Here is a 26214-nt window from a genome sequence, read left to right as displayed (position 1 = left end):
CGTCGGGAAACGGAAGAATGGTCGGTGGGAGGCGTTTGATGAGTCGAATGCAAGCAAGAGACGTCAAGAGTGTCGAGGACGCCCGGCGCCTGGTCGAGGCGCGCGGGCTGACCCACGTCAAGGTCGGCCTGTTCGACATCGACGGGGTGATGCTCGGCAAGTACATGCAGCGCGATAAGTTCTTCTCCGCCCTGGAGGAGGGCTTCGCCTTCTGCGACGTGGTGCTGGGCTGGGACAGCAAGGATGAGCTCTACGACAACGTGCAGTTCACCGGCTGGCATACTGGCTACCCGGACGCACCGCTCCGGATCGTGCCGGAGAGTTGTCGCGACATCCCCTTCGAGGGTGACATGCTGCTGTTCATCGCCGAATTCGAGGGGCCGGCGGCGCAGATCTGCCCACGGGGGTTGCTCAAGCGGGTCCTGGCCCGCGGCACCCAGCTGGGCTTCGAGGTCTTCGGCTCTCTCGAGTACGAGTTCTTCATGTTCCGGGAGACGCCGGAGTCGATCCGCGACAAGGGCTTTCGCAACCTGACGCCCCTGACCCCGGACATGATGGGCTATTCGATGCTCAGGAGCTCGGTGCACAGCGAGCTCTATCACGAACTGCTGGCCTTGTCGGAAGCCATGGATTTTCCCATCGAGGGGCTGCACACCGAGACCGGCCCCGGCGTGCTGGAGGCGGCGATCGGCGTTGATGGCGCCTTGGCTGCCGGCGACAAGGGGGCGCTGTTCAAGACCTTCACCAAGGTCTGGGCGCAGCGCCGTGGCCTCATGGCCACCTTCATGGCCAAGTGGTCGCCGGACTACCCTGGCCAGAGCGGGCATATCCACCTGTCGCTGCGCGAGCGCGACTCCGGCTTGTCGGCGTTCTTCGACGCCGACAAGCCGTATCACATGAGTGATGTACAGCGCCACTTCGTCGCCGGCCAGCAGAAGCTGATGCCCGAATTCCTGGCCATGTTTTCGCCGACCATCAACAGCTACACGCGGCTGATCCCGGGCTTCTGGGCGCCCACGGAGGCGACCTGGGGAGTGGAGAACCGCACCTGTGCACTGCGCGTGATTCCCGGCTCGGACAAGTCGCAACGGGTCGAGTACCGCCTGGGCAGTGCCGATGCCAACCCCTACCTGGCGTTGGCGGCGGCGATCGGGGCCGGCCTTTACGGCATCGAGCATCGGCTCGAGCCCGACGAGCAGGTCACCGGCAATGCCTACGCCCTGGAGCATCCCGAGCACCAGGCATTGCCGCGCACCCTGTGGGAGGCCGCCCAGCGGCTCAAGGCATCCAAGCCGGCGCGGGAGCTGTTCGGCGATGCGTTCGTCGAGCACTTCGCGGCGACTCGCGAGTGGGAGGAGCGGGAATTTAGAAAACATATTAGCGATTGGGAGCTTGCCCGCTACTTCGAGATAATTTAGTGGTTTGGCCGGCTGCACGACGCCAGAGCAGCGTTGGAGCGCCGCGAAATCTGCTTATTGGCTACAGCCAACTCCGCGATTTCTCGTTGCTCCGCCTAGCTCTGACGACGTTCGCTCGGCCCTCTGGTTGCGATTAGTAGAGGCCCGAATACGATGGCGATTCAAAAGACGATTTCTCCGGTGGACGGCAGCGTCTATGTGGAGCGGGAGCTGGCCGATACCGAGCGGATAGAGGCGACGCTGACCCGGGCCAAGGCGGCACAGCGGGCCTGGCGCGAGGTGGCGCTGGCCGAACGCGCACGTTTGTGCTCGGCGATGGTCGATGCCCTCGTCGCCCGACGCGACCAATTGGCCGAGGAACTGACCTGGCAGATGGGCCGCCCGATCGCCGTGGCGGGGGGCGAGATCGACGGCTTCGAGGAGCGGGCGCGGGGCATGATCGCCCTGGCCGAGGAAGCCCTGGCCCCGATCCGCCTGGCCGAGAAGCCAGGCTCCACCCGCTACATCACCCGCGAACCGCTGGGCGTGGCATTCATCGCCGCGCCCTGGAACTTCCCCTTCATGACCGCGGTGAATGCGGTGGTGCCGGCGATCATGGCCGGCAACACGGTGATCCTCAAGCACTCGGCCCAGACCCCCTTGTGTGCCGAACGCATGCAGCAGGCCTTCGACAGTGCCGGATTGCCGGAGGGGGTGTTCCAGCACCTTCATCTTTCTCACGAAGCGGCGAGGACGTTGATGCGCGATCCACGTGTCGATTACGTGTCGTTCACCGGTTCCGTGGCCGGCGGTGAGGTGGTCGAGCGCAATCTGGCCGGGCGCTTCATTCCCGCCGGGCTCGAACTGGGAGGCAAGGACCCGGCCTATATCCGTGCCGATGTCGACCTGGACGACGCGGTGCCGGGCGTGATGGACGGTGCCTTCTTCAATTCGGGGCAAAGCTGCTGCGCCATCGAGCGCATCTACGTGCATGACTCGATCGTCGAGGCCTTCGTCGAGCGCGCCGTGGCCTGGGTCCGGCAACTCAGGCTGGGCAATCCCGCCGAGCCACAGACCACCTTGGGACCGTTGATCCACCCGCAGGCGGCGGATTTCGTGCGCAGTCAGATCGAGGAGGCGGTGGCCGCCGGGGCCAGGGCATGGATCGACCCCACCGACTATCCTCGATCGACACCCGGCAATGCCTATCTGGCGCCTCAGGTGCTGACCGGGGTCGACCACTCGATGCGGGTGATGCGTGAGGAGAGCTTCGGCCCGGTGGTCGGCATCATGCCGGTGAGCTCCGACGACGAGGCCATCGCACTGATGAACGACAGCGAGTTCGGGCTGACCGCGGCGGTCTTCACCCGCGATCTGGCAGCCGGCGAGGCGATCGCCCGACGTCTCGAGGCAGGCACGGTGTTCACCAACCGCTGCGACTACCTCGACCCGGAACTGGCCTGGACCGGGATCAAGTACTCGGGGCGGGGCTGTTCACTGTCGCGCATCGGTTACGAGATGCTGACCCGGCCCAAGTCGTTCCATCTGAAACATGCCTGAGCGGCGCGGGTGTCGAGAGCCAGACACCGAGTATCCAAGGGGAGCAGATCATGACGCGCGAGCATTTCACCACCACCTGGAACTACCCGGCGCAGATTCGTACCGGTGCGGGGCGCATCAAGGAGTTGCCCGAGGCGTGCCGTAGCCTGGGCATGCAGGCGCCGCTGCTGGTCACCGACCCGGGGCTGGCCCGCCTGCCGATGATCGATGAGGCGCTCGGCGCCTGCCGCGATGCCGGCCTGCACTGCACGGTGTTCAGCGACATCAGGGGCAATCCCACCGGCAAGAACGTGCTCGACGGCGTGGCGGCGTTTCGCGACGGCGGTCACGACGGGGTGATCGCCTTCGGCGGTGGCTCGGGGCTGGACGCGGCCAAGGCAGTGGCGCTGATGGCCGGACAGCATGAAGCGTTGTCGCTGTGGTCGCTGGAGGATGTCGGCGACAACTGGCAAAACGCCGATGGTGACGCCATCGCGCCGATCGTCGCGGTGCCCACCACCGCCGGTACCGGTTCCGAGGTGGGGCGTGCCGCGGTGATCACCGACGAGCAGGCCCGGGTCAAGCGCATCATCTTCCACCCGCGCATGGCACCGGCCACGGTGTTCCTGGATCCCGAACTGACCCTGGGCCTGCCGCCATCGATCACCGCGGCGACGGGCATGGATGCCCTGTCGCATTGCATGGAGGCCTGGTGCTCGCCCAATTATCACCCCATGGCCGAGGGCATCGCCGTGGAGGGCATGCGGCGGATTCGCGACTACCTGCCGGCGGTGTTCCACGACGGTCAGGATCTCGAGGCGCGTCAGCACATGCTCGTCGCCTCGATGATGGGCGCCACCGCCTTCCAGCGCGGGCTGGGCGCGATGCATGCCCTGGCGCACCCGCTGGGGGCCTTGTATGACGCGCATCATGGAACCCTCAATGCCATACTGATGCCCTACGTGCTGCGGGCCAACGAGTGCGTCATCGGCGAGCCCATGGTGCGCCTGGGGCGTTATCTTGACCTGCGTCAGCCCGGCACCGCCTCGGTGATCGACTGGGTGCTCGACCTGCGCGAGCGCCTGGGGATTCCGCACACCCTGGCCGAACTCGGGATCGATGCCGCCCAGGCGGACAAGGTCGGCCAGATGGCGGTGGTCGACCCCTCCGCGGCCAGCAATCCCGGCGACCTCGATGCCGATCAGTACCGCGACCTGTTCGTCAACGCGTTGGAAGGCAGGTTATAAAGGCCGGACCATCGTCAATGATCGAATCAAGGAGTGAAGATCCATGCGAATCGGCCTGCTGCAGTGCGACGACGTGGCAGAAGAGCTGCAGCCCCGCCACGGCAATTATCCCGAGATGTTCGAGCGGCTGTTCACCGCGGTGGACCCGACGCTGGAGTTTCGGGTCTGGCGCTGTCATGACGGCGAGATACCCACGGATGTCGATGCCGTGGATGCCTGGCTGACCACCGGCTCCAAGTACGGCGCCAACGATGGCGACGACTGGATCGAGGCCCTTTGCGGCTTCGTGCGCGAGCTCTGGTCGGCGGGCAAGCCACTGGTCGGCATCTGTTTCGGCCACCAGGTCATTGCCAAGGCCCTGGGCGGCGAGGTGGTCAAGAGCGAGCGCGGCTGGGGCGTGGGCATGTCCTTCAATCGCCTCGTGAAGCGCGCCGAGTGGATGGAACCCTGGCAGGAAGGGCTCGATCTGGTGGTCAGCCACCAGGATCAGGTGTCGCGCCTGCCCGAGGGCGCGGTGGTGCTGGCGGAAAGCGATTTCTGCCCCTTCTACGTGATGCAGATCGGCGAGACGTTCCTGGGGGTGCAAGGCCACCCCGAGTTCAGCAAGGCCTACTCGGCGGACCTGATGGCGTTGAGGCAGGGCACCATCCCCGGCAACCGGGTTCGCGAAGGCATGGCCTCGCTCAACGCCCCGGTGGACGACCAGCTGATGGTGCGCTGGGCGCTCAACTTCATGCGCCGGGTGTTGCGGAGCGAGCCACTAGCCACTTGAGTTACATGGGCTGATTTTCTGGCTCTTCGCCGTTTCATGTGGATTCGGCTTGACCCATCGCTCGATAAATTTGGCTCCTATAAAATCCTTTGATATCAACCATCTGTGGGAGCTCGCTTCAGCGAGCGATGGGTCCGTGAGCCCGGTCCGTGCATCAGAATCGTCCATGCCCTACCCCTTGGCGGCGAGAACGGTCATATCCTGCTCCCGCTCAGGGGACAAATTCCACACTCAGCGTCGAGGAGCCGTTTTTCTCAGGCCCGTGGTCGTGTCATCTGGCGAAAATTTGTAAACACAAATAGCTGTAACGTTGGTGTCTTTTTTACGGGCGTCAGCGTCATCGGGGGTGGGCTAGGATTTCAAGGAGTCACATAAATTCATACTTTTTAGTGGTATTCATGTCTCGGTAACAATGTGATATGATGGTTTTTCTAATCTATCAAGACTAGTCCATAGCTCGGTACACACTACGTGAAGACCCATCAAGCAAAAGCAGTAATTCAAGCCGCCTTAGTATTTCCTCCAGCATTACTTATACCGGGGTTTTATCTTGTCTATTTAAAAATGTGGAAATCGTCTGTTCTTATATTGTCGCCGGTAATAATTTTTTGCTGGGCCTTGATTTCGGAAAGACTTTCAAGCAAGTACATGATTTTGTCGCTCGCGATTTTATTTTGCATCCATGTTGTTTCTGTTTCAGCTGTTTTGGCTGTAAAAGGGGAGCGCTATGAGCGAGTATAACTATCATGGCACTAATGATGAAATCGATCTTCGTGATATTGTTATCATTCTGATTGATGGCTGGAAGTGGATCGTTGGTACTGCCTTTTTGGTGTTGGTTGCTGCTGTCGCATTTATCGCTATAAATGTATCGAATTACGAAACACAATTTCGTGCCGTTCCTGCGTCGAGCGCGAACTTTTCAGGTTTTAATTTGTTTGATGGTTTTTCCATAAGTTCTGTTGAGGCCTATAGGCTTTTAGGTAACCGGGTTTCCAGTTTTCAAAATTTTGAAAACTTCTTTGAAGAAAATTCTGACAAGTTTGTTTTGCCTGAAAAATATGATCTTGGAAAGGTGTTTAGCAATCGTCTGACAGTTGATGGGTTGTACGGGAACAATGATGGTGGGCTGGTGTTGAAGGTTAGATACAGTTATCCGGATAGCGAAAACGGTGCTGAAATCATAAATGCCTATATACGTGATACCTCTAAAGACGTCTGGAAGGCGCTGCGGAGCCGTTTCGATGACTATAACCAAGCGCAGATTGCCAGTCTGAGCACAAGCTTAGAGCTTCAGCGAGAGACTCTGAAGACTGCTCGAGAAGATCGCCTCTTTACCCTTGAGCAAGCAATCGAGGTGGCACGACAGCTAGATATTAAGACACCGACGACTCCACAACAGTTTGGACGTCAGCCAAGCGGAAGTGAAGTCATTTATGCAAGTATCAGCGGTGATGGCTCTCTGCCACTTTATTTTATGGGTTACCAGGCGCTTGAAGCCGAACACAATACATTGAAAAATGCTCTTGAGCAGGACCTGAGCAATGGTCAGATACGTGCTACCGAGGAACAGCTAGAGAAGCGGTTGAGAATCGCTGAGCTACTTTCTGATGGGCGCCTTTATGGGGTAGATAAGGGGGTAGAGGCAAATTTCACCGAGAGAGTAGTCGATGTGGTCGAGTACGCCTACCCACCTGCCGAACCTGTGGGGGCAAGTCGCTCATTGATCCTCATTCTTGCTTTGATATTGGGAGGTATAGTCGGCACCGTTGTGGTGTTTTTCGTTCACTTCACACGTAGTCTACGTTCTTATCGACAGCAGTTCGTTTAATCGAAAGAAGCAGCGCCACAAGCCATCGACTTGTGGCGCTTTCTAGTCACTGTAGCTGTTCTTCAAAATTTCTTTGAAAAAATCTCCTTTGGAAATACCGATTTCTTTCAACTTGGCTAGCCCAACGCCTCTTGCTCATCATATTGAATATGGTTCCAGTACGGGCTGGGCGTGATGAACGATTGACGACCAGCTGATGGTGCGCTGGGCGCTCAACTTCATGCGCCGGGTGTTGCGGAGCGAGCCGTCACACGCGTGAAGCTCACGCCCTGAGGTCGCAGACCCGACGCCCGCCGGCCCACACCTCGTCGATCTTCCAGCCTTCGTCGGCGAGCACCAGCAGGTCGGCGTCGGCGTTTTCCTGCAAGCGCCCCTTGTGGGGCAGGCCCAGCGCCTCGGCGGCGTTGCGCGACGCACAGGGCAGAGCCTGTTCGAGGGGAATGTTCATCTCCTGGACGCACTGCCCCAGGGTCTCGAACAGGCTGGCCAGCCGCCCGGGCTCGAGGCCGACGAAGCGGCCCTCGTCATCGAAACGCGGCAGCGAGGCGTTGGCGTCCGAGGAAAGGCTGACCCGGTCCATGGCCAGGCGTGCGTGTCGGGCCCGGTCGACCGCCTCTGCCGCCGGCACCTCGCCGTCGGCGAGCAGTTCTGGCGTGGTGCTGGTGGTGAAGTCGATGCGTCCCCCCTCGCGCACGAAGCGCAGGCCATCCTCGAACAGCGTGGCGGTCCGGTTGACATGGGTGGGATAGAACTGCCCCAGGGGGATCTCGCTGTAGCGGGCGACGTCGCGCAGCGGCTCGAGCAGCGTCTGGCCATCGCCGAGATGCACGAAGACGATGCCGGACTTTCCCGCCAGCATGCCGGCGGTGCGTGCCTCGGATGCCAGCCGGGCGAGTTCCTGCCAGCTTGGCTGGGAGCCGCGGTGATCGCTGATGGCCACCTCGCCGACGCCGATGAACTCGGGGATGAACAGGATGTCGCTGTTGACGGCGCCGGTCAGCGTCGCCGGCGGCAGTTGATAGGAACCGGTATAGGCATAGGTGGTAAGACCGGCGGCAGCCAGTTCCCGGGCCTTGCCCAGCAGATTGGCCGGGGTCCGGGTCAGGGCGTCGGTGCCCAGCGCTCCGACCAGCGTGGTGACCCCCGAGGAGAGGGCATCGTCGAGGGTCAGTTCGGCGGTGCGCGTGCCGAAGCCACCCTCGCCGCCGCCGCCGATGAAATGCACCAGCGGGTCGACGAGCCCGGGAATCACCCGCCGTCCCTCGAGATCGATCTCCCGGACGCGGGGGCCCTTGGCCAGTGCCTCGCCCGCGCTGGCGATGGCCACGATCCGGCGATCGGCAATCAGCAGATCGCTCAAGCCACGCGGTTCCGGGGCATGGAGCAGGGCGTTGCGCAGCAGTGTCAGCATCGAGCCTCCTTGAGCAGCAGAAAACCGCCATCGAAAGTCGAGACGATGGCGGTGACTGTCCGTCGTACCGTTTTATGCCTTATAGTTTCACGTCGTAGGAGAAATACTCCTTCATGATCTCATCGTAGGTGCCGTTCTCCTTGAGGGTGGCGAGCGCCTCGTTGAACATCCCGGCCAGCTCCTTGTCACGCTTGCGGAAGGCCACGCCGACGCCCTTGCCGAAATACTTCTCGGGCTCCTTGATGAAGTCGCTGATGCGCTTGAATTCGCTCTCCTCGGTGTCGATGTCGATGGCTGCCTCGGCGATGGGGTAGTCCATGAAGGTCAGGTCGAGACGGCCGGTTTCCATGTCCGTGATCACGTCGTCGGCACTGGCGTAGCGGCGAATCTCCAGGACGTCGCCATAGAGGTCGGTGACGTAGTTGTCCTGCAGCGTGGCCCGCTGCACGCCCACGGTCAGGCCCTCGAGGCTCTCCTTGTCGCTGATGTCGATGTCACGTCCCTTGGAGGTGATCCAGGCGCTCGGGGTGGTGTAGTAGGGCTCGGAGAAGAGCACCTGCTGGGCGCGTTCCTCGGTGATCGCCATCGACGACATGATGGCATCGTACTTGCGCGCCATCAGGCCGGGGATGATGCCGTCCCAGGCCTGCTCGACCCAGGTGCACTGAATGTCGAGCTCGGCGCAGACCGCATTGCCCAGGTCGATCTCGAAACCGGTCAGCTCGCCCTCGGGCGTCCTGTACTCGAAGGGTTCGTAAGGCACGTCGACGGCCAGGCGTACCTCGTCGTAATCCCGGGCGAATGCCTGCCCGGGCAGAAGCGAGGCGCTGATGGCCAGGAGGCCGGCGGTGAAAAACAGTCGGGAAGCTTGCATGATGACTCCTCTTGAAGCATGGCTGGGCCACAGGATGCGCCAACCGAGGCAATCGGCCAGGCGCTGTAGCGTATCGGGCGTAGTGACCAACGGAAGGGGGTGGTCTTATTCGTCGAACCATTCGCTGAGATAGAAGGGCACGACGTGGGCATACTCGACCCGGAAGAGGTAAAAACGTGAAAGAAGGCTCATTGGCAGTGTTCTCGTCCGCGTGCCTTGAGCCAAGGCACGCGGTTCTTTCCGATGGGGCGTCGATCAGAAATACTTGTTGAAGATCTCGTCGTAGGTGCCGTTTTCCTTCAACGTGGCCAGGGCCTCGTTGAATTTCTTGGCGAGATCCTCGTCGCGCTTGCGGAAGGCGATGCCGAAGCCGTCGCCGAAGTATTCCTTGGGCTCGGTGATCATGTTGCCGATCACCTTGTAGTCGTTGTCCTCGCTGTCGAGCAGCGTGGACTTGCCGACCGGGAAGTCGAGGAAGACGGCATCGAGTCGACCGGCTTCCATGTCCAGCACCATGTCGTCGGCGGTGGCATAGCGGTTGATGTCGGCGACGTCGCCATACATGTCGGTGGCATAGTTGTCCTGCAGGGTACCCCGCTGCACGCCGATGTTCCTGTCCTTCAGTGCCTCTTCGTTCGGCTTGCCGATCTCGCTGTCGGCGGGGACGAACCAGGCGGAGGGCGGGGTGAAGTAGGGGTCCGAGAACAGCACCTGCTCGCGACGTTCCTCGTTGATGGTCATGGAGGACATGATGGCGTCGTACTTGCGCGCCATCAGGCCGGGGATGATGCCGTCCCAGCCCTGCACGACCCATTCGCATTCGATGCCGATCTCGGCGCACAGGGCATTGCCCAGGTCGATGTCGAAGCCGGTCAGTTCGCCATCCGGAGTGCGGTATTCCATCGGTTCGTAGGGGACGTCGACACCGAAGCGTACGGTCTCGTAGTCGCGGGCCTGGGCGGTACCGGCCAGCATGGTGGCGCTCAACAGGGTAACGGTCAGCAGTTTCTTCATGGAGTCAGTATCCCTTTTGTTTGTTCTACGCGCGTGGCGCTGATGGGGGTAAGCACAGGGTCACATTAGCGTACCCTGCCCCTCGGTGATAGAGGGGCAAGCACCTGAATGGAACCGCTTTCCAACGATCGTTTGACGATTGCTCCTTGTCAACTCTGTGGCTTGAGATGGGCCAGCATTCGCCTCTCCAGATAGCGGAACAGATAGAGGATGGCGAAGGTCAGGCAGAGATAGAGCGCGGCGACGAACAGGAAGGCATCGAAGGGCGCGTAGAAGCGCGCATACACCAGACGCGCGGCGCCGGTCAGGTCCATGATCGTCACCACGCTGGCGATGGCGCTGGCGTGCAGCATGAAGATCACCTCGTTGCCGTAGGCCGGCAGGGCACGGCGAAAGGCGCTGGGCAGGATGATGCGTCGCATCATCAGGCTCTTCGACATGCCGTAGGCCCGGGCCGCCTCGATTTCCCCCTTGGAGGTCGCCTTGATGGCGCCATGGAAGATCTCGGTGGTATAGGCCACGGTATTCAGGGTGAAGGCGATCAGGGCCGGGTAGAAGGGTTCCTCGAGAATCACCCACAGCCAGGTGTCCTGGATGCCTTCGATGAAGACCACGCCGTAGTAGATGATGTAGAGCTGGATCAGCAGCGGTGTGCCGCGGAACACGTAGGTGTAGAAGAAGATCGGCATCTTGATCCACTTGCGTTTCGAGCCCCGGGCGATGGAAAGCGGCACGGCGATCACCAGGCCGATGACCAGGGACAGGAACACCAGTTGCACCGTGGTGACCAGGCCTTCGCCGTAATAGCCGAGGGTCCGTGCCGTGAAGATGCTGTTGTCGGCGAGCAGTTCGGTGAACCAGGCGCTTAGTTGTTCCATTCGTCAGCCTCCCCGAATCCGACGTTGTAGCGTTTCTGCAGGCGCGCGAAGATCCATTCCGAGACGCTGGCGATCAGCAGGTAGATGACCGCCACCGGGATCAGGAAGGTGAACGGCTCGTGGGTCGCCTTGGAGGCCTCGGCGGCGACCCGCACCATGTCCGTCAGCCCGATGATCGAGACCAGGGCCGTGGTCTTGAGCAGCACCATCCAGTTGTTGGAAAGACCGGGCAGGGCGTGACGCATCATCTGCGGGAAGCGGATGCGGCGGAACATCAGGGCCTCGGACATGCCGTAGGCGCGCCCGGCCTCGATCTGGCCGCTGTCCACCGCGAGGAAGGCACCACGGAAGGTTTCACCCATGTAGGCGCCGAAGATCAGGCCGATGGTGATTACCCCCGCCACGAATTCGTTGATGTTGATGAAGATGTCGATGCCGAACCGGTCGTAGAGCCAGTCGGTCACCATGTTGATGCCGATCTGGCCACCGAAGAACAGCAGCAGCATCAGTACCAGGTCCGGCACGCCGCGAATGACGGTGGTATAGAGGGTGCCGATCTTATGCAGCAGCCAACTGCGCGACATCTTGGCACTGGCGGTCAACAGGCCCAGGAAGATGGCCACGACCAGCGAGAGCAGCGCCAGTTCGATGGTGACCAGGGCGCCTTCGAGCAGGCGCGGGCCGTAACCCTGCAGGTCGATCATGTCTCTCTCCCGCTCAATGCTTGGGGGCCAGGAACTGCTTCAAGCGTTCGGAACGCGGGTTGCCGAGCACCTCGGCCGGCGGGCCCGCTTCCTCGACCATACCCTGGTGCAGGTACATCACCTGGCTGGAGACATCCTTGGCAAAGGCCATCTCGTGGGTGACCACGATCATGGTGCGTCCTTCCTTGGCCAGGTCCCGCATGACCTTGAGCACGTCGCCGACCAGTTCGGGGTCCAGCGCCGAGGTGGGCTCGTCGAACAGCATGACCTCCGGGTCCATGGCCAGGGCCCGGGCAATGGCGCCGCGCTGCTGCTGCCCCCCGGACATCTGCATGGGGTAGTAGTCGGCGCGTTCCAGCAGCCCGACGCGGTCGAGCAGGGCGCGGCCATGCTCGATGGCTTCCTTGCGCGGCTTCTTGAGCACGTGCACCGGCGCCTCGATGACGTTCTCGAGCAGCGTCATGTGCGCCCAGAGATTGAAGTTCTGAAAGACCATCGACAGTTTGGCGCGCATGTTGACGACCTGCTGCCAATCCGCGGGTTCACGTCCGTGACGCGTTTCCTTGAAGCGAATCGTCTCGCCGTGAACGATCAGCTCGCCTTCGTTGGGTTGTTCCAGCAGGTTCATGCAGCGCAGGAAGGTGCTCTTGCCGGAACCCGAGGCGCCGATCAGGGTGATGACATCGCCCTGATGGGCCTGAAGCGACAGGCCCTTGAGGACTTCGTTGCTGCCGAAGCGCTTCTTGAGATTGCGCACTTCGAGGGGTAAGGGGGTATCGACCATGTGTAGGCTCCGGTGTGGCGAGCGTGCCAGGATTGCGAAAGCAGTCGGTGCGAAAAGGCAGCGATTCTAACAGGCGTTTGCCTTGCGTTCAGGAATTACTGTCCACACGAAGCGGTGACAAGGAGTTCGATGAGGCTGGGTGATACATGAGTAAATCCTCTAACTTTTTGTTTTTTATTTACTTGTTGTTCAGGGGGCAAGCAGCCGGAACGAAGCCGGGTCAGTCGTCCGGCGGCCGGGTCTCCCGGGCCAGCAAGGCCGCCCTGGCGCCGATTTCAACGTTGGCATTGGGAAAGACCACCGCCAACGGTGCATCGCTCACGATGCAGTCGCCGGCCTTTCCATCCCGCGCCAGACGGGTGCCGACCTCGAAGCGAGTGAAGTTGGGCGTCTCGTCCGGGACGCACAGGGCGAAATCCTCGGATTCACGCATCAGCTCGTGGGCCACACGAAAGAAGATCATGTTACCGGGATCCGTCGCCGGTGGCTCGGTCCCGGCAATCAACGCCTCGAGCAGCGCGCGCATCGGCTGCAAGGTCGCCAGGTCGTTGTCGCCGAAGGCGCGCACCTTGCCCAGTTCGAGGGTGAAGGCCTGGGCCTGATGATAGTGCTTCGAGTAGTGGGAGAAGGTCCAGCTGTGCTGATGTTGATGCAGCACGGCCTGAATGTCGGCGGCAGCCAGCCAGCGCCATTGTTCGGGACGCGTGGCCGTGTCGCCGAACGGCTCGACGGCGAAGCGCGGGTAGCGGCTGTCGCGAATCGCCGTGTGCAGATCGTAATGCAGCCGCGGTTGCGGATGACGTCCATAGAAGGCGTCGACCGTCGCCATCAGCTCCCGGGCACGCTGGGGCTCATCGCCCTCTTCCGCCAGGTCGCGTCGGAACAGCCGGTTCAGGTTGGTGGTGCAGAAACGCTGGCCGGTGCGGATGGCCGGCAGGTTGCCGAGGATGATCAGTACCGGCGCGCCGATGGCCAGCAGGCCGGCCTCCAGCCGCGCAAGCAGGTCTCCCACCAGTTCGATGGGCGCCGTCTCGTTGCCGTGAATGCCTGCCGAGATCACACAGGCGTTGGCGTGAGACCGGCTTTCCTGCGGCACAAGCTCGAGGATGCCTGGGCGATGGATCACATAACGGCCGCTGGCCAGGCGTCCTTCGCGGGCGCCCGACTCGCTGCCGTCAAGCGTCAGGTTGAGCCAGTCACTCAGCATGCAGGACGCTCCGATGAGACGGGTTCCGGATGTCCGTGGACTCGAAGATCTTGTCGGCGCTGGCCGCGACGAACCCCTGGTAAAGCGTGCCGTCCACCGTGCGGTAGCGTTTGGCAAACTCGTAGTAACAGGTGGGGATTTCCTCGACCTGGCTGCCGGCGAAGGTGAATTCTGCGCGATCCGCCAGGGTCGAGCCCTGTTCCAGCAACACCTGCGGCGAGCCCTTGATGCGGCCTCCGGACGCATTGATGCCGAGTCCCAGGGATTCGACCTTGGCCAGCACCTTCTCGACGCTATCGAAGGTATGAAAGTGGTTGACGCTGATGGTGAAGTGGTTGGCGCGCAGGCCGACGATCGACAGCCAGGCAGCATACTCGCTCTCGGCCATCAATGCCTGATACGCCTCGAAGCTCGGTGCGTTCCACAGCCGACCGGCCCACAGCACGTCGGGTGTCCTGACACGCGTTGCGTCGATCTGGGCGACGAGGCCGTCGATAATGTGCTGGGCGGCGGCAGAGAGTTCGTCGCACTTGAGTTCCGAGAGAAACACCCGGGGCTGGTCGTCGGTCGGTGGCAGATAGCCGTAGGCGCGCAGTTTCTTGGCACTGAATTCGTAGGGTTCGAGACGGGTATACCCCAGGGCCAGCAGGTGCGGTTCGAGATCGGCCAGGGTGATCATGCCCCGGTCGAAGGTGCGAAAGGCCACGTGATCGTTGAGGATCGTCTCGCCTTCGGCGACGAACGCATCATGAATCCGTTGCGCCTGCGGGGCCATGGAAACGTAGTCGTCCCAGAGCCGATCGAAGAACTGCTGAATATCCATGTTCGCTGTTTGCCCTTGGGTGAAATCGAGGTGTGATTCCGATCGGATCACCATCCCCATCCCGGGGCCAGGCCGCAAGGGGCCAGGTCGAGCGGATGAAAAAAGCCGGTGCGAAGATGAAATTCAGGCGTCTTTCGTCAGGAGGCGGCAGGGTGGCTAGCGTCGATAAGGCGCACAAGAGTGGCCCTGTTCGACCTCGATCAACGCGTCGGTCTCGAAGCCGAGTTCGTCTGCGCGCGCTACCAGGCGCTGGTAGACGTCGTCCTCCAAGGTTGGGGTACGTGACAGTATCCACAGATAGTCACGATTGGGGCCGGCAATCAGCGCGTGACGGTAGTCCGCATCCAGCTCGAGGATGTTGTAGCCGCCATAGAAGGGACCGAAGAAGCTGACCTTGAAGCGTCCCACGTCCTCGTCTTCGACGAAGTAGGCCTTGCCCTCGGCGACGTCCGGCTCGCCTTCTTCGAGATTCACGCCACGATTGATCACCTTGACCCCGCCATCCTCACGGCGACTGTATTCTGCCGTTACACAGTCCAGGCCGCGCTCGAAGGAGTGATCGAGCCGGGCGATCTCGTACCAGCGCCCCAGGTAGGGCTCGAGTTCGAAATCACGCACCGCCTGGGTGCCCTCGGGAATGCCGGTACAACCGGCGCCCAGGGAGGCGGCGACGAGTATCGCGGCGCCCCGCGGGGCGGTGCAGCGCCTGGCCGTTGCCGTGCCAGGCGCATCGGATCGCGCATCGTTCATTTGCGCTGGTCGTCCATTTCCTGGCGATAGACCCCGGCCAGGTCCTGCTTCTGGCCATCGCTGAGCACTCTGCCGGCGGCCTGGAAGACCTCCTGTTCTTCCTCGTCGAGGTGATGGGTCACCAGGTGCTGAAGCTTCTGGGCCGAGGCCAGCCAGCCCGGCGAACTGTAGTCGGTGCTTTCCAGGGCCTCGATCAGCTCGTCGATCTCGTGATGCTCGGCGATACTGTGGCGCGCCTTTTCCTGGGTCGCGTCGTGCTCCATCATCGGGATGTAGAGCGCACGCTCTTCGGCGGCAGCGTGCTGTTGAAGCTCGGCCTTGACCTTGTGAAACAACTCGTCACGGCCTTCGCTGTTTCCTTCGGTCTTGACCAGCAGGTCGAGCAACGTGCGTTGCGTGTCATGATCGCCACGCAGGGCTTCGAATAGCGTCATGGTCATCTCCTTGTCGTGCAACGTTTGCGGTATCCAGTCACACTAGGATTATACCCTTGTATAATTATTGTACAAGTAGGCGCGTCCTGTAGCATCGAGGAAGGCATCTTCGTGCGCGTGATCGGAACGGCCGGTGATTTCATGCCGATGACACCGCCTCGGTGATCGCCTTGCCCAGAGTCTGGGTGGTGCCTTCGCCACGAATGTCCGGGGTCAGCGCTGCCTTTTGGGCACTGTCCGCGAGCACGTTCTCGATGGCCTGGATGATCGCCTTGCCGGCATCCTCGTGACCGAGATGCTCGAGCATCATGGCGCCGCACCAGATCTGGCCGATGGGGTTGGCCAGCCCCTTGCCGGCAATGTCCGGCGCGCTGCCGTGCACGGGTTCGAACAGGCTCGGGAAGCGGCCCTCCGGGTTGATGTTGGCCGAGGGGGCGATGCCGATGGTGCCGGTGCAGGCCGGTCCCAGGTCGGAAAGGATGTCACCGAACAGGTTGCTGGCGACCACCACGTCGAACCAGTCGGGATGCATCACGAAGTTGGCGGCCAGGATGTCGATATGGAACTGGTCGACGCTGATGTCCGGGTAGCGCTTGGCCATGGCCTTCACCCGCTCGTCCCAGTAGGGCATGGTGATGGAGATGCCGTTGGACTTGGTCGCCGAGGTCAGGGAGCGGCGCGGGCGCCTCGAGGCCAGTTCGAAGGCGTACTCGAGCACCCGATCGATGCCCACGCGAGTCATGACCGTGTCCTGGATCACCACTTCGCGTTCGGTCCCCTCGAACATCTTGCCGCCGACACTGGAATATTCCCCTTCGGTGTTCTCGCGCACCACGTAGAAATCGATGTCCCCTGGCTGGCGGTCGGCCAGTGGACTCCGGATGCCCGGCATCAGGCGGCACGGGCGCAGGTTGATGTACTGGTCGAAGGCCCGGCGGAACTGCAGCAGCGAGCCCCACAGCGAGATATGATCCGGCACCTTCTGCGGCCAGCCCACCGCGCCGAAGTAAAGGGCATCGAATCCGGAAAGCGTATCGAACCAGTCGTCCGGCAGCATCTGGCCATGTTCCAGGTAGTAGTCGCAGCTGGCGAAGTCGAAATGTTCGAACGCCAGAGAGACGCCGAAGCGCTCTGCGGCGGCTTCCAGCACCCGTACTCCTTCCGGCATCACTTCGGTGCCGATGCCATCGCCGGGAATGACCGCGATACGGTGAGTCATGAAGCTGTCCTCGTCGGGTTGGTAATAAGATAGTGTGCAGTCTAGCATTCTCGCCGGCCACCACCCTCCCGGCAGGGCAGGGTGATGGGTAAAGGCATTTTTTGTATAGCCAGATGTAATCGATGCCTCTGAGGCTACGCTTCGACGTTCCTTGTCGCCTATCCTGAGGGAGCCTGCTCACGTGATGATCGCGAACGGCAAAGGAAATGGCCAGGGCGGGCGAACGACAAGGCGCATCATGGCGGCATCGAGTGCGCATATCGTGAATTGCCAAGGGAGACGATGGCTTGAATATTCTCATGTTTACCAATACCTACCGTCCCATCGTGGGGGGCGTGAGCGAGTCCGTGCAGCGGCTCAAGACACGCCTGCAGACAGAAGGGCATCAGGTGTTGGTGGTGGCGCCCAAGCTGGAAGGGCAGCCACGGCATGAGCCAGACGTCATTCGCGTCGCGGCGGTTCAGCACTTCAACGGTAGCGACTTCTCTCTCCCGGTGCCGATCCCGGGCCAGCTCTACGAAGCCATCGAGGCCTTCGAGCCGGATATCGTGCATTCCCATCATCCGTTCCTGCTTGGCGATACCGCCGCCCGGGCGGCGGAGACCTACGGTCTGCCGCTGATCTTCACCCACCACACGCTGTACGAGCATTACACGCATTACGTGCCGGGCAGCTCGCCGCGCATGCAGCGCTTCGCGGTGGCGCTGTCCACCGAATACACCAAGCTGTGCGATGCGGTGATCGCCCCGAGCGACAGCGTGCGCGAGCTGCTGCTGCAGCGGGGGGCCAACGAGGCCATCCATGTCGTGCCCAGCGGCGTCGATACCCGACGCTTCTCTCGAGGCGATGGCAGATGGCTGCGCCGACGCCTGGGGCTCGACCGGGAGGCCTTCGTGGTCGGCCATGTCGGCAGGTTGGCCCGGGAGAAGAACCTGCCTTTCCTCGCCGAGGCCGTGACGCGCCTGTTGATCACGGCACCGAAGGCGCATTTTTTGATCGTCGGCGACGGCGATGCCCGTCTGGCGATGCATGAGGCGGCGGCGAGCGCCGGCGTCGCCGATCGTTTCCATTTCACGGGCAAGCTGCACGACCAGGCGCTGATCGATGCCTATCACGCCATGGACGTGTTCGCCTTCGCCTCCCACAGCGAAACCCAGGGCATGGTGCTGGTCGAGGCGATGGCCGCCGGCCTGCCGGTGGTCGCCATCGAGGCCCCGGGGGTGCGCGAAGTGGTCGAAAGCGGTGAAAACGGCTATCTGCTCGTCGGCAACGACGCCCAGGCCCTGGCCAGTGCGCTGCACAATCTCGAGGACAAGGACCACCGCGACCTGTTGCGGGAAGGGGCATTGAAGACCGCGAGGGCGTTCGATGAGGGCTGTTGCGCGGCACGCTGTATCGAGGTCTACCGCCGAGCCATTGCCGCCGGTGGGCCGATAAGCCATGCCGATCAGGATGCCTGGGAGCGGGTGCGTGGCCGTCTGGGAGCGGAATGGCAGCTGTTGCGGCACCGGGGCCGGGTGCTGCGTTCGGTCTTTCAGGACGAGCCCATGCGGGGCTTGATCGAGCGTTCCGACGAACCCGAAGAGCCCGAGGCCTTCCGCAAGTGAACAGGGTCAGCGGCGCAGGCGCTGCCTGCGCATGCTGTAGCGCTTCAACCCCGCCAGTACCAGCACTGCCAGGGCGATTCCGCCCAAAGCGACCCACAGTTCGGTCTGATTCTCGGCGGTGATCAACGACCCCAGCTGGCTGCCCAGCAGGGCGATCCCGAGCAGGCCGGGAATGATGCCGATGAACGACCCCAGCATGTAGTCGCGAAAGCGCAGATGAAAGGCGCCCGCCATCATGTTGGTGAGGGTAAAGGGGGCCAGGGGCAGCAGGTTGATCAACGTCATGGTGCGAATGCCACGGCCCGCCAGAAGCCGGGCGATCCCGTTCAGCCGCTTGCCGCCATGGCGCAACAACGCCTCGCGCCCCAGCCTGCGTCCCAGCCAGAAGGTGACTGCCGAGGTCACCATGCTGGCGATCAGCGCATAGCCGAACCCCCACCACGGGCCGAACATCAGCCCGGTCGCCGCCACGAGAACGCTCAGGGGAAACATCACCAGCGAGGCGCCGACGTAGACGGCGATCACCACCAGGACCGCCAGCGGCGAATCGCGCCAGGCCAGGGTGTACTCGATGAGCCCCAGCAGGCGCTCGGGCTTCAACGCATCCTGCATGGCCAGCCATTGCCACAGCAGACCCAGGCCGGCCAGTACGGCCAGCAGCGCAATGACGGTAGCCAGTGGACGAGACATGACGATAGACGAATCCGCTCATGGGAGTCGCGCCTAGCATACGCGTGCCGGGTGCGCCGGCCAATGCCTGTAGTCGTCATGTCCGGCGTTGGAGCACTCTCAGCCGCGATTCGATCATGTCGATATCCAGGTAGGTGCCCTGGAGGTGGCGCCTGCCGGTAGAGGGGTCGAAGGCACGCCGCCCGTGCAGCACCCGACGATTGTCGAAGGCGACCATCTGGCCGGGCTCGAGGGCGAATTCGATCTGGTGGCGCGGATCATGCAACAGCAGCCAGAATTGCCGGTAGGCGCGGTACCAGGCATCGATCGTGTCCAGCGGCAGGCGCAGGGTGTCGCGAATCCAGTTGTTGAAGCGGATCTCCTTCAGCCGGCCCCTGTCATCCAGTGCAATGACCGGGGCTCGCGCGGCGATGTCCTGCTCCTCGTCCTGAAAGCGAAAATCGATGGGCGTCTCGCTCAGTACACGGAAGGCCTCCGGTGCTTCAACGCGCAGACGCTCGGCCACGGCGAAACCATCGGCGAAGAGCGATTCGCCACCCTCCGCCTCGTTCTGCAGGCAGTAGAGCAGCTGGATATCCGGTGGCTGGCGCCAGTTGGGAAGATCGGAATGCAGCGCCAGGCCGATCGCCGTGTAGGCGGCATTGTTGGGATTGGGTTTGGAGTAGACATCGAAGCGCGCGCCGAAGTTGGTGGCGCGCATCGGGCCGATGCGACCGGCGATACGACTGACCTCCTCATCGATCAGCGGGCCGTCGTCGAGCACGACCAGGCCGTCGCGCAACAACACTTCCAGCCAGTGGCGCTCACCGTCGGTGGTCATGAAATCGCTGTATTTCACATGCTCGGGAGCGAACGCCTCGGGCCAGGGGCGCTGAAGGCGTGTCAGTGTGCCGTTGGGATCGGCATCGTCACCCGGGCGGCGCTGGTGCAACCAGACAGCGTCGTACAGGCTGACATGGCCATCGGCCCATTGCAGGCGCAGGCCCCCTTCGACCAGGGTCGATCGTGGCGCTTCGTCGATATCCTCCAGGGGCACGAAGAGGCGTTCCCGGGTCAAGGGGTGGCGACATTCGCTGCAGGAGCAGTGATCGCGCAGCCACAGCAGGGGAAAGTGTGCCTGACTGCCGTCGACCCAATGAAGCGCCAGGTGATCGCCGGACGACGTCGCGGCGATCAATCTCGGGCCTTCGGCATGGGGCGACAGCTCGCCCATGTCGAGGCTGGGCTGGTTCGTGCTTGGCTCGGTAACGGGCGTGTTCATCAAAGTCTTCTCCGGTGAATCGTGAGTCTTGTCTGCCGCGGTGCCCCGAGGATGTCGCCTGTACGTCATGGCGACAAACGATTAATCTGGGGGCTATGCCCAAGCCTGACTTATGGCCCGCTTGCCCATGAATGCGTTACCGCCCATCCTCTGGTTGCAGGCCTTCGAGGCCGCTGCCCGTACCTTGAGTTTCACCCGGGCAGGTCGTGAACTGGGCGTGACCCAGTCGGCGGTGAGCCAGCGTATCCGACTTCTCGAGGATCGTCTGGGCCAGCGGCTGTTCGTGCGTCATCCGCGCAGCCTGTCCTTGACCCCGGCTGGCCAGGCCTGGCTGCCCAGCGTGCAGGAAGCATTCGGACGCCTGCTCGAGGGCACGACGGAAGTCTTCGGATCGCACCCGCAGGCCTCGGTGACATTGCGCGCCACGCCGGTCATGCAGCAGATATGGTTGGCACCGCGACTGCTGGATTTTCACCGGTGTCACCCGGGCATCGTGGTGCATGTGGTCAGCGCGATCTGGCGCGACGACTTCGGTATCGAAGGCGCCGATATCGAGATTCGCTACGGCCTCGGCGACTGGGAAGGGGTGGAGCTTCAGTCGCTGGGTAGCGAGGCGATGCTGCCTGTCTGTGCGCCCAGGCTGGCCGAGCGCCTGCACGCACCGGCGGACCTGGTCGGCGAAACCCTGCTGCACGCGCCGGGCTTCGCGGTGGGCTGGTCCGCCTGGCTGGAAGAGGCGGGGGTGGCGGGTCTCGATCGCCACTGCCTGACCCTCTCCTGCGACAGCCAGATCATGACGCTGGCACTGGCGGCCCGGGGCGGCGGGGTGGCCCTGATTCATCAGGGGCTGTTGAACGAGCGTGACGACCTGGTGGCGCCTTTTGATCTTCCTGCGGCCACGGATGAGCGCTTCTGGCTGGTGCGGCCGATGAAACAAGAACGACGCCCGGAAGCAGTGCTGCTCTGGGAAGGGCTGAGCCCATGAGCGAAAGGGGGTGAGGACATGACGCTTGTACCGTTTGCGGTTCGCTGCATCGGCGGCGCCGTTCTGGCGGGGGCGCTGGCGCTGGGAGCCTTCGGCCAGCTATTCGCCGACGAGACGAGGCGTGGCCATGTCTGGCAGCGCGATATCGAGATCGTCATCGATGGCTCGCGTTTCATGACGACACCCTCCGAGCGCGACGAGAATGAAGCGCGGGTCGAGGAACAGGGTGAAGACGCCTCCGGGCCGAGCGTCTGCCACCGTGCCGACGGCACGACGATCTGGTCGACGCGGGCTCAGGAATGCCCGGACCCGCAACCGCCGGAGCGCTCCCGGGTCTGGTCCACCTCCCCGGATTGACCCGCCGAGGGGCTGGCGGGCAGACGCTCCAGCGGTGACTGGTGGAAATAGTGGGCGAGCAGATCGTAGAGTTCGGGATAGGCGTCGCTCAGTATCTGCGGTGCGGTAAAGAAGTACTCGCAGCATACGGCGAAGCATTCGCCGGGATGGCTCGCGGCATAATCGTCGATGGGTGGCTCTACGCCTCTTTCGAGGTGATCCTGCAGGTCGTCCCAGACCGCGGTGAAGACGCGATGCCAGGTCGTGGCCGACAGGCTCGCCGGCAGGGGCGGGAAGCCGTCGACATCCTGGGAGTTGCCCATGTCGAGCTTGTGGGCGAATTCATGGATGATTACGTTGAAGCCGCTCCAATCGCCGCTCGCCGCGACATCGGTCAGCGATAGCACCACCGGGCCCTGATACCAGGTCTCGCCGGCCCGTTCGTCGTGGTATTCGTGCACCACGCCGGCTTCGTCCATGTCGGAGGCTTGGCGACGAAAGACATCCGGCAGCAGCAGGATCTCGTGCACGTTGGTGAATGCCTCGAAGGCATCCGTGTTGCTCCAGCCCAGGGTCAGCAGGCCTGCCTGGGCGAATAATCCCAGCCGGGCGGGCAGGTCGAGTTCGCTTTCCCCGGGGACCGTCAGTCGCTTCCTGTGCGCCAGGTGCCAGGCGCGCTGCCCCAGCCGCCGGGCATCGTCATTGTCCAGCGCTTCCAGCAGCGGCAGGCGTGCCCGGGCCTCCCGCCAGGCGTCTTCGGGAAACGGATGGCGGGCCGCGAAACGCTCGGCCCGCCAGCGACGCCACCAGCTCAACATGATGCGTCAGCTCTCCTCTTGCCGGCCGCCGGACTTCCAGGACCAGTCGCGCAGGCGCAGATCGAACAGGTCCTTGCGCCGGTCCTTCAGGTTGGTGACCGAGCCTTCCGAGCGCACTACCTTGAGCCGGTTCAGGTCGAGATCGGAAAAGATCACCATCTCGGTGTTCGGCGTCGATTCCGAGAGCACCGCGTCGTGGGGAAAGGCGAAGTCCGAGGGCGAGAACACCGAGGACTGGGCATACTGGATGTCCAGGTTCTCGATGGACGGCACGTTGCCGACGCTGCCGCACAGCACCACATAGCACTCGTTCTCGATGGCCCGGGCCTGGGCGCAGTGGCGCACGCGCAGATAGCTGTTCTTGGTGTCGGTCCAGAAGGGCACGAACAGGATGTCCATGTCCTGCTCGGCGAGCAGTCGTGGCAGTTCCGGAAACTCCACGTCGTAGCAGATCAGGATGCCGACACGACCGGCGTCCGTCTCGAAGACCTGCAGTTCGTCGCCCCCCTCCACGACCCAGTCGCGACGCTCCTGGGGCGTGATGTGCAGCTTGCACTGGCGTTCGGTGGTGCCGTCGCGCTGGCACAGGTACGACACGTTGTAGAGGCGACCGTCGTCACCCACCTCCATCATCGAACCGGCCACGATATTGATGTTGTAGGAGACCGCCATGCGCGAGATCTCGGTCTTGAAACGCTCGGTGAAGCCGGCGAGAAAGCGGATCGCCGCCACCTGGTCGGACTGATCGGTCAGCCCCATCAGCGGCGTATTGAACAGTTCCGGAAAGACCGCGAAATCGCTCTGGTAGTCGGCGATGGCATCGACGAAATACTCGACCTGCTGCAGTACCGACTCCACCGAGGCGAACTCGCGCATCTGCCACTGCACCGCGCCGACCCGTACCTGGGTCTTGCGGGTCTCGAGCACCCGCTCGGCGGGCTCGTAGAGAATGTTGTTCCACTCCAGCAGCGTCGCGTAGCCCTGGGACTTCTCGTCCTCCGGCAGGTACTTGCGCAGCAGTCGCTTGACCAGGAAGTCGTTGGCCAGCTGGAACGACAGGATGGGGTCGTGGATCTCCTTGCGTGCCACGGCGTCCAGGTACTCGCTGGGCGACATCTCCTGGGCGTACAGGTGGTAGTTGGGGATGCGCCCCCCGGCGAGAATCGCGCGCAGGTTCAGGGAGCGGCACAGGTCCTTGCGAGCCTCGTAGAGGCGGCGTCCCAGGCGATGCCCGCGATAGGCCGGGTCGATCAGAACGTCCAGCCCATACAGCGCGTCGCCGTCCGCGGCATTGAGGATGACCTCGCGGTGGCCGATCAGGTCGTCGTACTTGTGCGGGTTGGAAAACTCGTCGTAGTCCACCCGGGCGGTCAGCGCCACGCCGACGATGTGCTCGTCATCCTCGATGATGATCTGGCCGTCGGGAAATTCGTCGATCAGCTTGTCGATGGTGGACCTGGACCAGGCGCCCCCGATGTCGTCGTAGATGCTGTCCATCAGCGCCTTGAGCTGGGGATAATCCTCGGGTACCAGATTGCGTAGATTGAGGTGAAGATCGTCTAGGGACATGGGCGTCTGGGGTCCTGATGGGGAAATATTAATATTCCTGGGATGGTAACACGCGGTGCCCCGCCGGCAGGACGCGCGGGGGCTACGGGGGCTACAAGCCTCCCATCAAGCGGTTTGCGACCGGTCAGGTGGAGAGGGTATCTAGCGCTTGAGCACCGTACCATCATCGTCGAGAAGCGGGTAGCTGCCCTGTTCGTCGTGGTCCTCGGGGCCGACCAGCGAGGGGGTGAACACGCACAGCACGGTCATGCCTTTCTCGCTGCTCAGGATGTGCTGCTGGTGCTTGTCCAGGGCATAGAGCACACCGGGTTTCAGGTCCCACTTGCCGCCTTCGGTCAGGTCCTCGATCTGGCCCTCTCCCTCGATGCAGATCACGGTTTCCCGGTGGTTCTTGTACCACATGTGGAGTGCCTGGCCGGGCTTGACATGGGTCTCGTGCACGGAATGGCCCATGCCGTCCGCCCGCAGGGTGTAGCGGCGGCTGATGAACTTCTCTTCATCGACGGCGCTGTTTTCGGCGTCCTTGTGGGTGCGAACGATCATCCTGCGCTTCTCCTTCTCTCGATGCGGTGCTTCGATGTGCGGGGGCGGCGGGTCAGCCGTAATGGGCCGGGTCGGGCACCGTGGGAAAGCGTGGCGGATGCGCCTCCATGAAGGCGTTGCAGGCCCGCAATACCCGGATGTCGTCGAACTTGCCGCCGGCGAGCTGGAAGCCGACCGGCAGACCCTTGTCGGTGAAGCCGCAGGGCACCGAGGCGGCCGGCTGCTGGCTCAGGTTGAACGGGTAGGAGAAAGGCGCCCACTCTTCCCAGTCGCGCATGTCGCTGCCCGGCGGCACCTCGTGATTGACCTCGAAGGGTTCGAGGGGCACCGAGGGCGTCATCAGCAGATGGTACTCCTGGTTGAAGTGCTCGAGTTGCTGGGTCAGGCGCGCGCGATCGGCGAGTGCCCGAAACAGATCGACGGCGAGCCAGTTCTCCGCATGACGGGCGTTGGCGACCAGGCCCGGGTCGAGCCTCTGACGCTGTTCCTCGCTGCACTGCGACCACAGCTCGAGGGAGGCGGTGAACCACAGCGTCTGGAAGGTCTTGATGGGCGATTCGAACCCGGGGTCGATTTCCACGATCTCGGCGCCCAGCGCTTCCAGCTTCCGGGCGGCTTCCCGCACACGCTCGGCGATCTGGGAATCGACCTTCGCATAGCCCAGGTCGGGGGAGTAGGCGATGCGCAGGCCGCGCAGGTCGTTGTCGAGATCCACGCCCCAGTCCTCGGGCTGGCCGCGGGTGGCGTAGGGGTCGCGGTAGTCGTAGCGCCCGATCACGTTGAGCATGCGTGCCGCATCCCGAACGCTGCGCGTCAAGGGGCCGATGTGCGACAGCGTCGGCTCCTTGGCCGGCGGCCACTGAGGGGTCCAGCCGAAGGTCGGCTTGAAGCCGAACACGCCGGTGAAGGCGGCAGGGATGCGGATCGAGCCACCGGAATCGCCGCCCTGGTGCAATACGCCCAGGTTGAGCGCCGCGGCGGCCGCGGCACCGCCGGAAGAGCCGCCCGGGGTCAGGCGGGTGTCCCAGGGGTTGCAGGTGGCGCCGAAGACCCGGTTGTCGGTCACCGCCTTCCAGCCGAACTCCGGGGTGTTGGTCTTGCCGAGAAGCACGGCGCCGGCCTCGCGCAACATGCGCGCCGGCGGCGCGTCTTCCTCGCAGTGAGCGTCCGAGGTCAGCAGCGAGCCTTCGCGGGCCGGCATGCCGGCGACATTGGTCAAGTCCTTGAGCGAGACCGGCACCCCGTCGATCGGGCTCAGCGGCTTGCCCTGGCCCCAACGCCGGGCCGAGGCCTTGGCGGCGGCTTCCGCCCCCTCGTGATCCACGTAGACGTAGGCGTTGACCTTGTCGTTGAAACGCTCGATGCGCTCGAGTGCCGCTCGGGTGGCCTCCAGGGGGGAGGCCTCGCCGGAGCCGAAGAGTTCCGCCAGTCGCCCGGCATCCATCAGTCCCAGGTCGGTGTCGCTCACGTCAGCCTCCTTGCATCGTGTTGGTGACGATACAGGTTAGGCCAGATGCCTGG

Annotated in this window: 25 protein-coding genes; 8 read left to right on the top strand and 17 right to left on the bottom strand. The window is 62.9% G+C overall.

Annotation, left to right across the window (positions count from 1 at the left end; genetic code table 11):
* Nucleotides 1–38 precede the first annotated feature (38 nt).
* From BUA41_RS02170 to BUA41_RS02150, 5 genes are all read left to right on the top strand, one after another.
* Nucleotides 39–1418: a glutamine synthetase family protein gene (locus BUA41_RS02170; protein ID WP_084671047.1), complete on the top strand. Its 1380-nt coding sequence runs from the start codon at nt 39–41 to the stop codon at nt 1416–1418.
* 153 nt (nt 1419–1571) lie between these two features.
* Nucleotides 1572–2957: an aldehyde dehydrogenase family protein gene (locus tag BUA41_RS02165; protein ID WP_072819247.1), complete on the top strand. Its 1386-nt coding sequence runs from the start codon at nt 1572–1574 to the stop codon at nt 2955–2957.
* 50 nt (nt 2958–3007) lie between these two features.
* On the top strand, nt 3008–4183 hold the full coding sequence (locus BUA41_RS02160) for an iron-containing alcohol dehydrogenase (protein ID WP_072819245.1): 1176 nt from the start codon (nt 3008–3010) through the stop codon (nt 4181–4183).
* Between the two features lie 43 nt (nt 4184–4226).
* Complete coding sequence (locus tag BUA41_RS02155; RefSeq protein WP_072819243.1) at nt 4227–4955, top strand: glutamine amidotransferase-related protein; 729 nt, start codon at nt 4227–4229, stop codon at nt 4953–4955.
* A 727-nt stretch (nt 4956–5682) separates the two neighbouring features.
* Nucleotides 5683–6786, top strand: coding sequence for a Wzz/FepE/Etk N-terminal domain-containing protein (locus BUA41_RS02150; protein ID WP_072819241.1), 1104 nt, complete (start codon nt 5683–5685; stop codon nt 6784–6786).
* A gap of 262 nt (nt 6787–7048) precedes the next feature.
* Here the strand turns inward: BUA41_RS02150 and iadA are convergent, their stop codons facing one another.
* The 11 genes from iadA to BUA41_RS02095 form a co-directional block, all read right to left on the bottom strand.
* A complete protein-coding gene (gene iadA / locus BUA41_RS02145; RefSeq protein WP_072819240.1) occupies nt 7049–8197 on the bottom strand; it encodes a beta-aspartyl-peptidase in 1149 nt (382 codons plus the stop codon).
* A gap of 79 nt (nt 8198–8276) precedes the next feature.
* Nucleotides 8277–9071, bottom strand: coding sequence for a transporter substrate-binding domain-containing protein (locus BUA41_RS02140; RefSeq protein ID WP_072819239.1), 795 nt, complete (start codon nt 9069–9071; stop codon nt 8277–8279).
* Nucleotides 9072–9326: 255 nt separating this feature from the next.
* Nucleotides 9327–10085: an ABC transporter substrate-binding protein gene (locus BUA41_RS02135; protein ID WP_072819238.1), complete on the bottom strand. Its 759-nt coding sequence runs from the start codon at nt 10083–10085 to the stop codon at nt 9327–9329.
* A 149-nt stretch (nt 10086–10234) separates the two neighbouring features.
* The gene (locus tag BUA41_RS02130) at nt 10235–10963 is read right to left on the bottom strand and encodes an ABC transporter permease (protein ID WP_072819237.1); all 729 of its coding nucleotides are present in this window, start codon (nt 10961–10963) and stop codon (nt 10235–10237) included.
* Nucleotides 10951–11667 (bottom strand): ABC transporter permease, encoded by a 717-nt coding sequence (locus tag BUA41_RS02125; RefSeq protein WP_072819236.1) that lies wholly within the window; start codon nt 11665–11667, stop codon nt 10951–10953. Before BUA41_RS02125 ends, BUA41_RS02130 begins: the two co-directional genes overlap by 13 nt.
* A 13-nt stretch (nt 11668–11680) precedes the next feature.
* A complete protein-coding gene (locus BUA41_RS02120; RefSeq protein WP_072819235.1) occupies nt 11681–12451 on the bottom strand; it encodes an ABC transporter ATP-binding protein in 771 nt (256 codons plus the stop codon).
* A gap of 220 nt (nt 12452–12671) precedes the next feature.
* Complete coding sequence (locus BUA41_RS02115) at nt 12672–13658, bottom strand: succinylglutamate desuccinylase (protein WP_072819234.1); 987 nt, start codon at nt 13656–13658, stop codon at nt 12672–12674.
* On the bottom strand, nt 13648–14481 hold the full coding sequence (locus BUA41_RS02110) for a DUF1338 domain-containing protein (RefSeq protein ID WP_072819449.1): 834 nt from the start codon (nt 14479–14481) through the stop codon (nt 13648–13650). Before BUA41_RS02110 ends, BUA41_RS02115 begins: the two co-directional genes overlap by 11 nt.
* 156 nt (nt 14482–14637) lie before the next feature.
* Nucleotides 14638–15231 (bottom strand): lipocalin family protein, encoded by a 594-nt coding sequence (locus tag BUA41_RS02105; protein ID WP_084671046.1) that lies wholly within the window; start codon nt 15229–15231, stop codon nt 14638–14640.
* A complete protein-coding gene (locus BUA41_RS02100; protein ID WP_072819233.1) occupies nt 15228–15665 on the bottom strand; it encodes a hemerythrin domain-containing protein in 438 nt (145 codons plus the stop codon). Before BUA41_RS02100 ends, BUA41_RS02105 begins: the two co-directional genes overlap by 4 nt.
* Before the next feature lie 139 nt (nt 15666–15804).
* Complete coding sequence (locus BUA41_RS02095; RefSeq protein ID WP_072819232.1) at nt 15805–16884, bottom strand: tartrate dehydrogenase; 1080 nt, start codon at nt 16882–16884, stop codon at nt 15805–15807.
* 287 nt (nt 16885–17171) lie between these two features.
* Between BUA41_RS02095 and BUA41_RS02090 the strand changes: the two genes are divergently transcribed.
* Nucleotides 17172–18491: a glycosyltransferase gene (locus BUA41_RS02090; RefSeq protein ID WP_245791831.1), complete on the top strand. Its 1320-nt coding sequence runs from the start codon at nt 17172–17174 to the stop codon at nt 18489–18491.
* A 6-nt stretch (nt 18492–18497) separates the two neighbouring features.
* Here the strand turns inward: BUA41_RS02090 and BUA41_RS02085 are convergent, their stop codons facing one another.
* The gene (locus BUA41_RS02085; protein ID WP_072819229.1) at nt 18498–19181 is read right to left on the bottom strand and encodes a TVP38/TMEM64 family protein; all 684 of its coding nucleotides are present in this window, start codon (nt 19179–19181) and stop codon (nt 18498–18500) included.
* A 76-nt stretch (nt 19182–19257) separates the two neighbouring features.
* The gene (locus tag BUA41_RS02080) at nt 19258–20442 is read right to left on the bottom strand and encodes a TauD/TfdA family dioxygenase (RefSeq protein ID WP_084671045.1); all 1185 of its coding nucleotides are present in this window, start codon (nt 20440–20442) and stop codon (nt 19258–19260) included.
* A 127-nt stretch (nt 20443–20569) separates the two neighbouring features.
* Between BUA41_RS02080 and BUA41_RS02075 the strand changes: the two genes are divergently transcribed.
* The gene (locus BUA41_RS02075; protein ID WP_072819446.1) at nt 20570–21427 is read left to right on the top strand and encodes a LysR family transcriptional regulator; all 858 of its coding nucleotides are present in this window, start codon (nt 20570–20572) and stop codon (nt 21425–21427) included.
* Between the two features lie 18 nt (nt 21428–21445).
* Complete coding sequence (locus tag BUA41_RS02070; RefSeq protein WP_072819226.1) at nt 21446–21784, top strand: hypothetical protein; 339 nt, start codon at nt 21446–21448, stop codon at nt 21782–21784.
* On the opposite strand, the gene BUA41_RS02065 is transcribed toward BUA41_RS02070, so the two are convergent.
* The 4 genes from BUA41_RS02065 to BUA41_RS02050 all read right to left on the bottom strand — a co-directional run bounded on the left by BUA41_RS02065 (nt 21721) and on the right by BUA41_RS02050 (nt 26161).
* Entirely contained in the window at nt 21721–22581 is an 861-nt protein-coding gene (locus BUA41_RS02065; RefSeq protein WP_072819224.1) for a M90 family metallopeptidase, read from the bottom strand. The genes BUA41_RS02070 and BUA41_RS02065 overlap by 64 nt on opposite strands.
* 6 nt (nt 22582–22587) lie before the next feature.
* Nucleotides 22588–24150, bottom strand: coding sequence for a bifunctional GNAT family N-acetyltransferase/carbon-nitrogen hydrolase family protein (locus BUA41_RS02060; RefSeq protein WP_072819221.1), 1563 nt, complete (start codon nt 24148–24150; stop codon nt 22588–22590).
* Between the two features lie 141 nt (nt 24151–24291).
* Nucleotides 24292–24693, bottom strand: coding sequence for an ectoine synthase (locus tag BUA41_RS02055; protein ID WP_072819218.1), 402 nt, complete (start codon nt 24691–24693; stop codon nt 24292–24294).
* Nucleotides 24694–24745: 52 nt separating this feature from the next.
* Nucleotides 24746–26161, bottom strand: a complete 1416-nt coding sequence (locus BUA41_RS02050) for an amidase (protein WP_084671044.1) — start codon at nt 26159–26161, stop codon at nt 24746–24748.
* Nucleotides 26162–26214: the final 53 nt, after the last annotated feature.

This window comes from Modicisalibacter ilicicola DSM 19980 (genome assembly GCF_900128925.1).
Classification (GTDB): Bacteria; Pseudomonadota; Gammaproteobacteria; order Pseudomonadales; family Halomonadaceae; genus Modicisalibacter; species Modicisalibacter ilicicola.
This window is presented reverse-complemented; position numbering and strand designations above follow the sequence as displayed.